The sequence below is a fragment of the Streptomyces sp. NPDC053432 genome (assembly GCF_055585365.1).
This window is the reverse complement of the sequence record NZ_JBVJKF010000025.1, coordinates 18,209-31,959: the sequence shown is the minus strand read 5'-3', so window position 1 is coordinate 31,959 and position 13,751 is coordinate 18,209. Positions and strand designations below refer to the sequence as shown.

The following is a 13,751-nucleotide window of genomic DNA, read 5'->3' as shown; positions in this document are numbered from 1 at the left end:
GGTGTCCTCCCGGACCTTCGTCGTCCGCGGTGGGCCGGTGCCCTGCGGTACGCCATGAACGCTACGGAGACCCCGTTTTCGTGCGCTTTCAAATCCCTTTCGGAACACTGAAATCGATCCGAGAGCGAGAAAAAACCCCAGGTCAATAGCGTTTTCGCGAGTCGGCCCGCGAGCAGACGCGGGCTCGCGGAACGCTGGGGGACCACCATGGACTTCAAGATCCTCGGGCCCGTGTCGGCCCGGCTTGACGGCCGGCCGGTCGCCCTCGACGGCTCCAAGCAGCGCACCGCGCTCGCCGCGCTGCTCCTCGCCCGCGGCCAGGTCGTCAGCGACGAGCGGCTGACCACGCTCCTGTGGGGCTGGGAGCCGCCTGCCACCAGCACCAATCAGCTGTACACGTACGTCTCGCGGCTGCGCACCCGCCTGGGCCCGGGCCACGGCCTGGAGCGCCGCGGCGCCGGATACCGCATGGACATCGACCCCGCCGCCCTGGACTGGGAGCGCTTCCGCACACGCGCCGAGGCCGGCCGCGCCGACCTCCTCGCGGGGCGCCACGCCGAGGCCGAACGCCGCCTGTCCGAGGCACTCGACCTGTGGAGCGGCCCCGCCCTCGGCGACGTCACCGAGCAGCTCGCCGCCGCCGAGGGGCCGCGCATGACCGAGGCGCACCTGGCGGCGACCGAACACCACACCGAGGCCGCCCTCGCGCTGGGCCGTCACGAGGAGCTCGTCCCGGGCCTCACCCGGCAGGTCGCCCTGCACCCCGTACGGGAGCGCCTGCGCGGCCAGCTGATGACCGCGCTGTCCCGCAGCGGCCGGCAGGCCGACGCGCTCGCCCTCTACGAGGACGGCCGCCGCACCCTCGCCGACGAACTCGGCATCGACCCGGGCCCCGAACTGCGCACCCTCCACCACCAGATCCTCACCGCCACCCTCCCCCCACCCGCGACCCGCCCCACCACCACCCTCACCACCCTGGCCCTCACCACCCTGGCCCTCACCACCCCGGCCCTCACCACCCCGGCCCCCGCCGCGCCGGCCCCCGCCATGCACCCTTTCGCCGCCTCGGCGCCTGCCGCCCCGGCCCCCGCCGTGGAGCCTTTCGCCGCCTCGGCGCCTGCCGCGCCGGCCCCCGCCGCGCCGGCCGCCCCGGCGCACGGCGGGCACCTGCCGGGTCGCCCCGTTCCGGCCCTGCTGCCGGCCGCGCCCGGGGACTTCACGGGGCGGGAGGCCGAGGCGCGCGCGGTCGTCGATGCCCTGAACGGCCATCAGGACGTGGCCGTCACCGGAGCCCCCGGCACGGGGAAGTCCGCCCTCGCCCTCCACGCCGCCGAACACCTCCGCCCGGTCTTTCCCGACGGCCAGCTCTACGCCGACCTCCGCGCCCCCGACGGCACACCGCGCACCCCCCGGCAGGTCCTCGGCTGGTTCCTGGACGCCCTCGGGGCCGGCCCGGGCCGGATCCCCGACGGCCTCGACGAGCGCGCCCAGCTCTACCGCACCCTCCTCGCCGGCCGCCGCATCCTGGTCGTCCTCGACAACGCGGCCGACGACACCCAGGTACGCCCCCTGCTGCCCGGCGGCGGAGCCACCCGCACCCTCGTCACCGGCGTCCAGCCGGGCCTCGCCTCCCTGGAAGGCACGCGCCTGGTCCGGCTCGGCCCGATGACCCCCGCCGAGGCGACCCGCCTCCTCGCCCGGATCGCCGGCCCCGACCGGCTGGCCGCCGACCCCGAGGCGGTCGCCCTCATCGCCGAGTACTGCGACCGCCTGCCGCTCGCCCTGCGCATCGCCGCGGCCCGGCTCGCCGACCGGCCGGACCGGCCGCCCGCCCGCCTCGCCGCCCGCCTCGCGGCCGAGCACCGCCGCCTGGACGAGCTCCGTATCGGCAGTCTGGACGTCACCACCGGGCTGCGGCACGCCCTGGACGCCCTCGACCCGTCCACCGCCAGGGCGTTCGCCGCCCTCACGGCCACGGACCTTCCCCTCCTCTCGCCCCCGGACGCTGCCGCCCTCCTCGACGTGCCGCTCCCCGACGCGGAGGACGTCCTGGACCGGCTGGCCGACGCACGCCTTCTGGAACCCCGGCCCATGGACGACGGCGACCCCGTCCCGCGCTACCGCCTGATGCCGCTGGTACGCCTCTTCGCCCGCACCCGCGCCCTCACGGCTGCCTGACCTCGTACTCCAGGCGGGCAGGCGGCACGACGAACCGCCTGCCCGCCTGCCCGCCTGCCCGCCTGCCCGAACTGCCGGCGCCCGGACGGCCCAGCGGGCCCCGGCGCCCCGGCCCCGTCCGCGCACTCATCCGCAGCCGCCGGCGTGCCCCTCGTCCAGTCCGTAGGTGGCGATGTACCCGTTCTCCGCGGTGCCCTGCGCGGCCAATTCGTTCAAGGCGTCGACGTAATCCGCGAGAAGCACCGTCCAGGGAGTTCCACTGCCGCGGAGCGCGATCTCCTGCTCCATTGCCGCATTGCGCTCGATCTCCGTCAGAATTTCCAGGGGGTGCTGAACGCGGGACTTCTCGAACATCATTCCTCCTCTTGGTACCGGGCCCGTTCAGGTCCCGCACCAACAGATTCGGAGCACCCGCTATACACGTTCTCTCGTACGTCTTGACCGCCCGATACAGCCGCCGCATACATTCCGTACAGACACGGCCGCGACCCTCCTCCCATGGACACGAACGCGACCGCGGCCGCACCCGCATCCGCACCCGCCCGCATCAGGAACGCGGTGATCGCCGGCGGCACCCTCACCGCCTGGATCGCCGCAGCCCGGCTGGCCTCCGCCTGCCACGGCACGGTCCGCGTCACGGTCCTCGAAACCCCGCACCACCCCGAGCCGGAGACGACCGCCCTCGCCCCGAACCTCCAGCGCGACCTCTTCGACCGTCTCGGCATTCCCGAGAACGCCTGGATGCGCGCGAGCGGGGCCTCTTTCGACGTGGCCGTCAAATACGCGAACTGGGGCGCCGGCGGGCATCACTTCTACATTCCCCGCGACGGCGCGCCGCCGGACTGCGAGGGATTTCCCCTCTCCGATTTCTGGCTGCTGCGCCGCCGGGCCGGACAGACCCTCGAACCCCTCGACCACGCCTGTTTCCGGGAACCCCCGCTCCTGGACGCCCGTAAATCCCCGCGCTGGCTCGACGGCCGCGCGGCGATGACGTACGGCTGGCACGCGGACACCGGAACGCTGACCCATTTCCTGCGCAGGACAGCCATGGAGAGCTGCGGCGTGCGCATGGTCACCGGCGCTCTCCTCGGCGCCCACCGCGACGAGAACGGCATGCTGACGGCCCTGCACACCACGAGGGGGGACCTGACGGCCGACTTCTTCCTGGACTGCACCGGCTCCGCGAGCCTGCTCATGGCCGGCGTCCTCGGCGAACCCTTCACGGGCGCCGCCGACCGCCTCCTCGCCGACAGCACGCTGTCCCTCACCCTCCCGTACGACAGCGAGCTGCACGGCGTCGATCCGTACACCACCGCCACCGCCCTCCCGCACGGCTGGACCTGGAGCCGCCAGTTGCTCGGCCGCCACACCGCCGGCCTCGTCTACGCGAGCACCGTGACCGCCCCCGACGAGGCCGCCCGCAGCCTGTGCCGGTCAACGGGCCCGCACCGCGGCCGCGTCGAGCCGACCCACACCGCCCTCCGCGTCGGCCACACCCGGCGCACCTGGGTCAAGAACTGCGTGGCCCTCGGCGGCGCCGCCTGGTCCACCGACCCCCTGGCCGACGACCACGGCGTCACGCTCGACCTCCTGGACCGCCTGATCCGCGACTTCCCGTCCCCCGAGAACCGCGAGGCCCCCGCGGCCCGCTTCAACCGGGCGGCCGACGGCCACTACCGGCGCGCCCTACATCTCGCCCAGCTCCGCTACGCCGCCGCCCGCCCGGACGGCCCGTTCTGGACGGCGCAGCGCGCACTGCCCCTCCCCGACGAGGTGCGCGCCACCGTGGAGGCCCACCGGGCCGGCCTGTCCTTCACCCCCGACGAGGCCCCCCTGCGCACCCTCCTGGCCGCCCTCACCCCGCACACGGCGACCCCGCCCCCGGCCCTGGCCCACCACCCGCACGCCCTGCGCACCGCCGAGGACCACTTCACCCGGATCACCCGCCAGCAGCGCATCCTCGGGGAGACCCTCCCGGATGCCCACGCCTACCTGGACCGCCTGCACGGCCGGATCACCCGGCCGCCGCGCGGCGGGAGCGGCGAACGGGGCCGCGCCGCCGTCGGGTTCGAGAACTAGTGCCGTGACCGGCACTAGCCGCCTGTGGCCCACGTCACATCGCGAGTCGGTGTGGCGGCGATGAGTTCCGTCCGGCCCGTCGGTCTTCATTGGCGTACGGACCGCGTACGGACCACGCGAGGAACAACGGGAGCACGTCATGCGCATCGTCATCAGCGAGTTCATCAGCCTCGACGGCGTCGTCCAGGCCCCGGGCGGCCCCGAGGAGGACACCGACGGAGGCTTCGCGCACGGCGGCTGGACGCACCCCTTCTTCGACCCGGAGGTCGTCGGCGGAGCCTTCACCGAGGCGCTGGAGCAGGCCGAGGCGCTCCTCTACGGCCGCCGCACCTGGCAGAACATGGCGGCCGCCTGGCCCGAGCGGGCCGGCGACCCCTTCGCGGACCGGATGAACGCTCTCCCCAAGTACGTGGTCTCCGACACCCTCGCCGAGGACGACCTCACCTGGAACACCGCGCTCATCCCCGGCGACAAGGCCGTCGCCCGCATCCGGGAACTGCGGGACGCCCCCGGCGGCGACCTCCTGGTCATGGGCAGCCCCACCCTCGCCCGCACCCTCCTCGGCGAGGGCCTGGCCGACGAACTGCGTCTGATGATCATGCCGGTACTGCTCGGCCCCGGTAAGTCGATCTTCCCCGCGGACGGCATCCTGCGCCCGCTCGACCTGGTCTCGACGGTCACCAGCCCCACGGGCGTCCAGGTCGCCACCTACCGCCCCCGCCCCCGGGCCTGACCCGCCCCGGTCCCTGTCGTGAGCCCTCCCCCTCCGAGCGAGGGGGAGGGCTTTCTGCGCCCCGTAGCGTTCGCCGCCACCCATTGCAACGAAAGCAGCCGTATGTCGTTGCATTGAAACTCTACCCGATGCAACGATTTCCTCACTCTGACCTGCAGAAATCCAATACGTACGCAACGAAGATGTTGCCACAATCCATGAACGCAACGTAGCTTTCGGGGCATCGGAAACAGCGACCCGAAGGAACAGAACGATGCAGAAGTTCGCCACCGCCGCCCCCGTCTCCACCGTCCTCGACATCCCGGCCGGCCGGATCCAGTTCATCGCCGCCGAGCGCACCGACACCACCGTCGAGGTCCGCCCCGCCAACGCCTCCAAGAGCCGCGACGTGAAGGCCGCCGAGCAGATCACCGTCGACTACCGCGACGGCGTCCTGCGGATCGAGGCCGCCCGGGCCAAGCACCGCCTCCTCGGCAACTCCGGTTCCGTCGAGGTCACCGTCCAGCTCCCGGCCGGCTCCCACATCGAGGCCAAGGCCGCCCTCGCCGAACTCCGCGGCGTCGGACGCCTCGGCGACGTCACCTTCGAAGGCGCCCAGGCCACCGTCAAGCTGGATGAGACCGCCGCCGCCCACCTCACCCTCCAGGCCGGCGACGTCACCGTCGGCCGCATCGCCGGCCCCACCACGATCCGCACCCAGAAGGGCGACATCCAGATCACCGACGCCGTCCGAGGAAAGACCGAACTGCGCACCGAGCACGGCGACATCACGGTCACCGCCGCCCGCGGCGCCTCCGCCACCCTCGACGCCGCCACCGCCTACGGCCGCATCCACAACGCCCTGCGCAACACCGAGGGCCCCGACGCCGGACTCACCATCCGCGCCACCACCGGCTACGGCGACATCACCGCCCGCAGCAACTGAACGACAGCCGCATGAGCCGCTCAGGCGTCGTGGTCGTCGTGGCGGTGCAGACGGCGGTCGACGCCGTCGGCCCACCGCCGCGCCCAGGCACGCAGGTCGGCCTCGGTGAGGTTCACGCGGCGGCGGAGCCCGCGGACGCGAGTTCGGGGCAGGCGTCCTCCCAGACCGGACGGTGCGTTAGAGGCCCCTGCGCAGGCGCGGCCGGTCCAGGTCGTAGGCGCGCAGTCCGGACCAGGCGACGTGCAGCGGCAGCTCGACCACGCCGTGCCGGGGACCTGCGAGTTTCTCCGGAGAGGCGGGCAGCCTGCCCGCGTACCGGGCGTGGAGCACCGCGGCTGCCGAGGGGCCCGCGCTGCCGGAGGGGAGTCCCGGGTACCGCAGGCGGGCGGGCGGCGGGGCCCGACGCCGCTCGGCGCTCCCACCCGGGGGGACCGTACCTCCGTCAGCCGGGGAAGGCGAGGCCCTCGATGACTTCCGCCCCCGGGAGCTGCGCGAAGAGCTCGCCGGGGGCGATGAGCTTCCCGCGCCGGCGCCCGCTGCCCACCAGTACGTACGGCATGCCGACGACGGCCCGGTCCACCAGCAGCGGCCAGTCCGCCGGCAGTCCGATCGGGGTGATGCCCCCGTACTCCATGCCCGTGAGCTCCACGGCCGTGTCCATCGGCGCGAAGGACACCTTGCGCGCGCCGAGCCGCCTGCGCACCGCGCCGTTGACGTCGGCGCGGGCGCCCGAGGGGACCAGGCAGGCCGCGAGCGTGGTCGCGCCGCCGCGCTTGGCGGCCACGACCACGCAGTTCGCCGACCGGCCGAGGAGCTCCTGCCCGTAGTGCTCGACGAAGGCCGCCGTGTCGGCGATGGCGGGGTCGCTGTCCACGTAGACGATCCGCTCCGCCGGGACGCCGCCGCCCCACGAGCGGATCGCGTCGGCCACCGGCCGGGTGAGCTCGTCGAGGCACTCGGGGGCGGGACGGACCTGCTCGAACGGGCCGATGGGAGCGCGCATGCGGGCCATTGTGCACCAGGGAGGCGCAGGGCCGGTCAATGCCCCATGTGACGACGCCGGAGGCCGGTGCGTCGTACCGGGTGACCGCCTCGGCCGTGATCCAACAGGGCCGGTCGAGCGCGACGTACCGGTGGAACGCCACGTCGAAGTGGCAGCACCGTCCCCGGGATGTGGTCGTGCGGGTGGTCGAACAGCACGGTGTTCGAGGTGTCGACCCGCGACTGCCAGTGCCCCGGCCGGTCGGTGGCGGCCAGCGCGACGTCCTGGACGCGGGTCCGGCCGAGCTCGCTGATGTTCACGGAGAGCCTGCGCCAGAGGCCTGCTCCCGGAATCCGGTGAGCGGCGGTGGACATCGATTTTCCCCTGGAAACAGCGGTGTTGGCCACGCGGGCGCGGGTCTGCGAGCCGAGGTACTCTACGCAATAAAATAGAGAGTATTCTTTTTTGTCGAGGTCCGGAGGAGACGCGGATGCCCGAACTGACCGGTAGGCGAGATGTGAAGCAGGAGCGGGCCTTGCGTACGCGCGCGGCCCTCGTACGGGCCGCGGCCGAGGTGTTCGCCGAGTGCGGGTTCGCCGGAGCCAGCGTCTCGAAGATCACCGAGCGGGCCGGCCTGACCCTCGGCGCCATGTACTTCCACTTCAAGAACAAGGAAGCGCTCGCCCGCGAGATCGTCCGCTCCCAGCCGGGCCTGGTGTCCCCGCCGATCGACGCGAAGGGGCTGCAGCACGGCATCGACATCACCCTCACCTGGGCGTACCAGATGCTCGACAACCCGCTGCTGCTCGCGGGCGCCCGCCTGGTCACCGACCAGGAGCTGTTCGTCTCCTCCGAGGAGAACTCGCACACGCAGTGGGCCGAGCTGCTGGCGGACGTCTTCGCCGATGCCGTGCAGCGCCGTGAGCTGCGCTCCGGGGTCGACGTGGGCGCCCTGTCGCGGCTGGTGGTCAACGCGTGCACCGGCGCCCAGATGCACGCCCAGATGGAGACCGGCCGCGCGGACCTGCCGGACCGCGTCGAGGAGATGTGGCGCTGCCTGCTCCCGGCCATCGCCACGCCGAGCGCCGTGGCGCGCGTCGAGTTCGGTCCCTCCCGGGGGAGGGCCGCGTCCTGACACCGGGCACGGCGGCGACGCCGAGAATAGTGGTGACCGGCGCGACCGGAGCCGTCGGGCGCCACGTGGCCCGCATGCTGCCCGCCGGCACCGACGTACGCCTGTTCGTCCGGGACGTCGCCAAGGCGCGCCGGACCGGGCTGCGCGGAGAGCCCGTCCCGGGCGACTACCAGGACCGGCCGGCCCTGGACAGGGCCCTGGCGGGAGCCGACGCCGTCTTTGTGGTGACGGCGAACCCGCTGCGCCCCGCCGACGACGAGAACATCCTCGCCGCGGCCCGGGCCGGTGGCGTCCGGCGCGCGGTCAAGCTGTCCTGGCTGGGCGCCGCCGACCCGGCCGCGGACGATCTGATCGCCCGCTGGAACCGCGACGCCGAAGCCCTGCTGCGCGGTTCGGGGCTCGACCGGACGGTGCTGCGCATGGGCATGGGCCTGGAACCGGCGGTCCACCAGGCCTGAGACTGGCTGACCCCCACCGGGCCGGCCCGGGAATCAGCCGGCCCGGACGGCCCCGCGCACCTCGCACGGGCCGCCTCCTGACCCCGCCCCGGCACGGACGGAGCCCGGCTCGAACCGAGCCGGGCTCCGTCCGTTCGTCCGCCGCCACCCTGGGCGGTCAGCGAGCCGACGCCGGTGCTCCGGCCCGGTGGCCGGTGTCCGCCAGCACGGGGTAGTCGGTGTACCCGGCCTCGCCGCCCACGTACATCAGGCCCTCCTCCCGCAAGGGGTTGAGCGGTGCGCCGAGGCGCAGCCGTTCCACCAGGTCGGGGTTGGCGAGGAACGCGCGGCCGAGGGAGACCAGGTCGGCGCCCGCGGCCAGCAGCCGCTCGGCTTCGGCCCTGCCGCCGTCGGCGGGCAGCGGTCCGGGCCACGGGAGCATCGGGTTGGCGATCAGCGAGCCCGCCCAGTGCTTCCGGACGTGGCGGAAGAGGGGCTGGTCCGGCTGGGCGAAGACCACGTGCAGGTAGGCGAGGCCGCTGCCGGAGAGCGCGTCGACGAGCGCCGGGTAGATGCTGTCGACGTCGTCCTCCCGCATGGCGTTGGCCGTGACGCCGGGGGCGATGCGCAGGCCCACCCGGTCCGGGCCGACCGCTTCGGCGACGGCGCCGACCACCTCCCGTACGAACCGGATGCGGCCGGCCACCGAGCCTCCGTACCCGTCGGTGCGGCGGTTGGTGTCCGAGGCGAGGAACTGGTGGAGCAGGTAGCCGTTGCCGCCGTGCACCTCCACTCCGGCGAACCCGGCGTCGATCGCCCGGCGGGCGGCGGCGGCGAAGTCGGCCACGGTGGACTCGATCTCACCGAGGGTCATCTCGCGCGGTACGACGGCAGGACGGTGCCCGCCGGGTGTGAAGATCGTGTCCGGAAGTGCGACCGCCGACGGCGCGACGGGCCACAGCCCGCCGCTGTTGTCGGGGTGCCCGATCCGGCCGCCGTGCTGGAGCTGCAGGAACATCCGGCCACCCGCGGCGCTGACCGCCCCTGTGACGCGCCGCCACCCCGCGACGTGCGCGTCGTTGTGCATCGCGGTGATGTTCGGATACGTCTGTCCGACGGCGTTCGGCGTCGATGCTTCGGCGATGATCAGCCCCGCCGAGGCGCGCTGCGCGTAGTAGTCGGCCATGAGGGGCGTCGGGACGCCGTCGGCGGTGGCCCGGTTGCGGGTCATCGGAGCCATGACCAAGCGGTTGGGCAGGTGCAGCGCGCCCAGCCGGGCGGGCTCGAAAACGGTGGTCAGGGTGATCGCCCCATCACGAAGGGACGCCCCGCCGGGACGGCGCGGGCGTCGCGGGCAGTGAGTGTCAGGGCCCGTGGGGCCGGATCCACTCTCGTACGCCCGGGCGGGCCGAACAAGATCGAATTTGACTACCATCGGTGCTCCGAACTCACCGATGGGGGCGAAGGTGGAGCGGCACGAGATCGAGGCGTTCCTGACCCTGGCCGAGGAACTGCACTTCAGGCGCACCTCGGAGCGGCTCGGGCTGGCCCAGGGGCGAGTGAGTCAGACCATCAAGAAGCTGGAGCACCGCCTCGGTGTGCCGCTGTTCGAACGCACCAGCCGGCGCGTCGCCCTGACCCCGGCGGGGCGGCAGTTGCGGGAGGACCTGATACCCGTCCGCCGCCAGCTGCGGCGCGCGATCGACCGTGCGGTGGCGACCGGACGGGGCATCACAGGTGTGCTCCGCGTCGGGTATTCGAGCCCCATGGTCGCGGAGATCCTCCTGAGGGGAGCAGAGGCCTTCCGTGCCGGCTATCCGGACTGCGAGGTCGAGATCCAGGAGGTTCAGCTCTCCGATCCGTTCGGCCCGGTCCGGGCCGGGCGGGTCCATCTCCAGGTCAGCGAGCGCCCGGTGAGCGAACCGGACCTGGTGCTCGGTCCCCTCGTGCTGTCCCAGCGCCGCGTGCTGATGGTTCCCGCCGGGCACCCCCTCGGCCGGCGCGCGTCCGTGTCACTGGAGGACCTCGCGGAGTCGACGCTGCTCCCCGTGACCGGCGCCGTACCGCAGCACTGGCTGGACCACCACTACCCCCGTCGTACCCCCCGGGGCAGGCCCGTCCCGCACGGCCAGGCGAGTTCGTACTGGACGGAGCTGATGAACCTCGTCGGCGCAGGCCAGGGCGTCTCGCCGTCGTGCGAAGACGCGGAGCGCTACTACGGCCGCCCCGACATCGTCTGGGTCCCCTTCAGCGACGCGCCTCCGGTCGAGTACGGGTTCCTCTGGCCGAGGGCCGGCGAGACCGCCCGGATCCGCGCCTTCGTGGACACGGTTCAGGAGACGGGACAGCGTTGAACGTGTTCAGAAAATCTGGCAGCATGGCGTCCGAAAGAGCCTGCTGGACCGGGGGGCATGGCTGCGTCCGCCCTCGGCACGAGCCGGCCACGATGTCCGGAGGTCGGTACACATGATCATCGCCCTGCTCGTCTTCGCCCTCCTGGGCCTGGCCGCGGCCGTGACACCGGGCGTGATCATCGGTTACGCCGCTGTCGCGACGACCCGCCGGCTCTCGCTCGGCGCCAGGATCCCGGCGCTGCTGCTCCTCGCGGCGGGGACCGGCGCCCTGTGGCTGGGTGTGCCGGGCGCCGCCGACCTCTGGCTGGTGACGGCGATGGGCCTGACGTTCCTCTCGGCCGTCGCCTCGGGAGCCGCGTTCCTCGGGCTCGAAGCCGCCAGGCGCCGTGTCCGCCAGTACCCCCACCCCCAGTGGCCCGGCTGGTACCCGCCCGCCCCACAGCGGTAAAGCCGCAGGTCGGCGCGTACCCTCCCCGCCAGATCAGCCTCCCGGCCCGCCGCTTAGAGTACGTCTGATCAACCCATCGGCTGATCAGGGGATCAGGGGATCAGGGGTCGGGGGAGACCGATGAACAGCGCGACCGACGTGTTCCAGCCACTGCACCCTGACGACCCGACCGCCATGGCGGGCTACCGTCTCGCGGCCAGGCTCGGTGCGGGCGGCATGGGCCGGGTCTACCTGTCGCACACCCAGGGCGGCCGCCCGGTCGCCCTCAAGGTGGTCCGCCCGGAACTGGCCGAGGACCCCGAGTTCCGGCGGCGGTTCCGCCGGGAGGTCGAAGCGGCCAGGCGGGTCCGGGGGGCCTACACCGCCGAGCTGATCGACGCCGACGCGGACGGTTCCCCGCCCTGGCTTGCCACCCTGTACGTGCCCGGCCCCGCCCTGTCCGAGGCCGTCGCCCGGCGCGGACCGCTGCCGGTGCCCGCCGTGCTGTGGCTGATGGCGGGGGTGGCCGAGGCCCTGGAGGTCATCCACGCCGCGGGCGTCGTCCACCGCGACCTGAAGCCCTCGAACGTCCTCCTGGCCGCCGACGGGCCCCGCGTCATCGACTTCGGCATCTCCCTCGCCTCCGGCGTCACCGCCTCCACCGCCATGGGCGCCACCATCGGAACGCCCCAGTACATGGCTCCCGAACAGGCGGAGGCCGGCGAAGTCACCACCGCCACCGACGTCTTCGCCCTCGGCCAGACCGCGGCCTACGCGGCGCTGGGCGAGCCGCTCTACGGCTCCGGCCCCGGGGTCAGCGTGCTGTTCCGCATCGTGCACTCCGCCCCCGACCTGTCCCGCCTGCCGGAGGAACTGCGCCCGGTCATCGCCCGCTGCCTGGCCGCGGATCCGGCGCAGCGGGCCACCCCCGCGGAGATCGTGGCCTGGTGCCGGCGCCACCTGCCCGGCGACGCCGAGGACGGCCCCGCCGTCTGGCGGGAGTTCGCGGGACCCGAGGTCCGCGTCCCGGCCCCCGTCCCGAACCCGACCGCGCAGCACACCTTCCCCCTGGCCTGGCGCCCGCCGCTGGAGCCCGAACGGCAGAGCCGGCCACCCCGCGGACGGCGCCGTACGGCACTGATCGCCGCGGCCGCCGTCACGGCCGCAGCCCTGCTCGTGACCGGCCTGGTCTGGGCGTCCAGGGGCACGGCGGGCCCGCGCGGCCCGGAGGCGTCGAAGTCGAAGCGGCCCTCGGCATCCGCGTCCGACCCCGCCCGCTCGTCCGCGCCGGCCGGCCACTCCGCCGCCGGCCACTCCGCGGCCGGCGGCTCCGCGGCCGGTGCCACCCCCGCCCCGGCCGCACCGGCACCGTCAAAGCCGCCCGCGCCCGTTCCGTACGCCGGCCTGGAGCTGGCGGAGGACAACTCGGTCGGCATCAAGGAACCGGCGCAGCGCGCCGACCGCACGGGTGACCTCCGTCTGAAGTGCGAGTACGGCTCCTGCGACCTGGAGAGCGGCGAGAGCGTGATCACCCTGCTGGACGGCAAGCAGAGCGGCACCCTCGACACCTGCCGGGACGCACTGCGGTACGCCGAGGAGCGCAAGGAGCGAAAGGTCGCCATGTCCCTGGCCGCGGCCGGCAGCCGGTTCTGCGTCAAACACCCTTCCGGTGACATCGCGTTGTTCGTGCTCCAGCTCAAGCAGATCACCCCGATGGGCGACGGACCGCACTGGGTGACCGGCGACCTGACGGTCTGGCGAGCCTCCTGACGCGGCCGGGTGCCTCCCGGCGCGGTCCGTCCCGTGATCCGGGCGTGTCGGTACACGCTGTTAGGGTGGCATGCGCCCGTCAAGGCGGGCCTTTTCAGTCACTGACACACCAACGGGGTCCGAACGTGAAGCTTCGCCATGTCCGCGCAATCGCCGTATTCGGCATCGCCATCGTCGCCCTCACGGGAGCCCGCGGCTCCCACGGCGGCAGCTGCGGTGGCGGCCACAGCTCCAGCTCCAGCCACAGCTCCAGCGGCGGTTCCAGCGGCGGCAGCCACGACAGCAACAGCAGCAGCAGCACCACCTCCGGCGGCACCTCCGTCCCCGGCGGTTCCAGCAGCGCCAACAAGGCCGAGCGCGACATCCGCATCGACGCCTGCAAGCTGGACGCCACCGGCAAGAACCTGGTCGCCAAGCTCACCGTCACCAACAGCGGTTCGCTGGACTACACCTACAACATCACCATGAAGTTCCGCGGCAGCACGGGCTCCACCGTGACCCCCGCCCAGGCCCAGGTCACCAACCTCAAGGTCAAGGCGGGCGCGTCCCAGCAGGCCGAAGCCACGGCGCCGTACACCGGCAAGGGCGACGGCAGCGAGTACAAGGAGTGCGTCGTCTCCACCGCGTCCCGCAGCTGACAGCGGCGCGGATCGCACCAACGGGCCCCCACGCGAACGTGGGGGCCCGTTCGCGTCCCGGACCGGCCTGCGGGCCGTGGCCGGTTGACAGAC

Annotated in this window: 13 protein-coding genes and 1 pseudogene; 10 read left to right on the top strand and 4 right to left on the bottom strand. The window is 73.4% G+C overall.

The window, feature by feature from the left end; all coding sequences use genetic code 11:
* The first annotated feature begins 207 nt into the window (after positions 1–207).
* Complete coding sequence (locus ACZ6Y1_RS31450; protein WP_469637686.1) at positions 208–2,178, top strand: AfsR/SARP family transcriptional regulator; 1,971 nt, start codon at positions 208–210, stop codon at positions 2,176–2,178.
* A gap of 126 nt (positions 2,179–2,304) precedes the next feature.
* On the opposite strand, the gene ACZ6Y1_RS31445 is transcribed toward ACZ6Y1_RS31450, so the two are convergent.
* Positions 2,305–2,535, bottom strand: coding sequence for a DUF6269 family protein (locus ACZ6Y1_RS31445; RefSeq protein ID WP_469637683.1), 231 nt, complete (start codon positions 2,533–2,535; stop codon positions 2,305–2,307).
* Positions 2,536–2,676: 141 nt separating this feature from the next.
* On the opposite strand from ACZ6Y1_RS31445, the gene ACZ6Y1_RS31440 reads away from it, so the two are divergent.
* The 3 genes from ACZ6Y1_RS31440 (at position 2,677) to ACZ6Y1_RS31430 (ending at position 5,915) form a co-directional block, all read left to right on the top strand.
* Entirely contained in the window at positions 2,677–4,257 is a 1,581-nt protein-coding gene (locus ACZ6Y1_RS31440) for a tryptophan 7-halogenase (protein ID WP_469637680.1), read from the top strand.
* 139 nt (positions 4,258–4,396) lie between these two features.
* Entirely contained in the window at positions 4,397–4,990 is a 594-nt protein-coding gene (locus tag ACZ6Y1_RS31435) for a dihydrofolate reductase family protein (protein WP_469637677.1), read from the top strand.
* Between the two features lie 253 nt (positions 4,991–5,243).
* Positions 5,244–5,915 carry a DUF4097 family beta strand repeat-containing protein gene (locus ACZ6Y1_RS31430; RefSeq protein ID WP_469637673.1) on the top strand — a complete coding sequence of 224 codons (672 nt, stop codon included), beginning with the start codon at positions 5,244–5,246 and terminating at the stop codon, positions 5,913–5,915.
* Between the two features lie 180 nt (positions 5,916–6,095).
* Here the strand turns inward: ACZ6Y1_RS31430 and ACZ6Y1_RS31425 are convergent.
* Together ACZ6Y1_RS31425 and ACZ6Y1_RS31420 are read right to left on the bottom strand one after the other, a co-directional pair.
* Positions 6,096–6,296 (bottom strand): annotated as a pseudogene (locus ACZ6Y1_RS31425) (hypothetical protein); the annotation flags it as partial.
* Positions 6,297–6,357: 61 nt separating this feature from the next.
* Positions 6,358–6,918 carry a YbaK/EbsC family protein gene (locus tag ACZ6Y1_RS31420; protein WP_469637670.1) on the bottom strand — a complete coding sequence of 187 codons (561 nt, stop codon included), beginning with the start codon at positions 6,916–6,918 and terminating at the stop codon, positions 6,358–6,360.
* Positions 6,919–7,432: 514 nt separating this feature from the next.
* On the opposite strand from ACZ6Y1_RS31420, the gene ACZ6Y1_RS31415 reads away from it, so the two are divergent.
* Together ACZ6Y1_RS31415 and ACZ6Y1_RS31410 are read left to right on the top strand one after the other, a co-directional pair.
* Positions 7,433–8,032, top strand: a complete 600-nt coding sequence (locus ACZ6Y1_RS31415; protein WP_469637665.1) for a ScbR family autoregulator-binding transcription factor — start codon at positions 7,433–7,435, stop codon at positions 8,030–8,032.
* A gap of 32 nt (positions 8,033–8,064) precedes the next feature.
* Positions 8,065–8,490, top strand: a complete 426-nt coding sequence (locus tag ACZ6Y1_RS31410) for an NAD(P)H-binding protein (RefSeq protein WP_469637662.1) — start codon at positions 8,065–8,067, stop codon at positions 8,488–8,490.
* Between the two features lie 157 nt (positions 8,491–8,647).
* Here the strand turns inward: ACZ6Y1_RS31410 and ACZ6Y1_RS31405 are convergent, their stop codons facing one another.
* Positions 8,648–9,775 (bottom strand): alkene reductase, encoded by a 1,128-nt coding sequence (locus tag ACZ6Y1_RS31405; RefSeq protein ID WP_469637847.1) that lies wholly within the window; start codon positions 9,773–9,775, stop codon positions 8,648–8,650.
* 148 nt (positions 9,776–9,923) lie between these two features.
* Between ACZ6Y1_RS31405 and ACZ6Y1_RS31400 the strand changes: the two genes are divergently transcribed.
* The 4 genes from ACZ6Y1_RS31400 to ACZ6Y1_RS31385 all read left to right on the top strand — a co-directional run bounded on the left by ACZ6Y1_RS31400 (position 9,924) and on the right by ACZ6Y1_RS31385 (position 13,658).
* Positions 9,924–10,823 carry a LysR family transcriptional regulator gene (locus tag ACZ6Y1_RS31400; RefSeq protein ID WP_469637659.1) on the top strand — a complete coding sequence of 300 codons (900 nt, stop codon included), beginning with the start codon at positions 9,924–9,926 and terminating at the stop codon, positions 10,821–10,823.
* Between the two features lie 112 nt (positions 10,824–10,935).
* Complete coding sequence (locus ACZ6Y1_RS31395) at positions 10,936–11,271, top strand: hypothetical protein (RefSeq protein WP_469637656.1); 336 nt, start codon at positions 10,936–10,938, stop codon at positions 11,269–11,271.
* Between the two features lie 120 nt (positions 11,272–11,391).
* Positions 11,392–13,020: a serine/threonine-protein kinase gene (locus ACZ6Y1_RS31390; protein ID WP_469637653.1), complete on the top strand. Its 1,629-nt coding sequence runs from the start codon at positions 11,392–11,394 to the stop codon at positions 13,018–13,020.
* Between the two features lie 125 nt (positions 13,021–13,145).
* Positions 13,146–13,658 carry a hypothetical protein gene (locus tag ACZ6Y1_RS31385; RefSeq protein ID WP_469637650.1) on the top strand — a complete coding sequence of 171 codons (513 nt, stop codon included), beginning with the start codon at positions 13,146–13,148 and terminating at the stop codon, positions 13,656–13,658.
* The last annotated feature ends 93 nt before the right edge of the window (positions 13,659–13,751 follow it).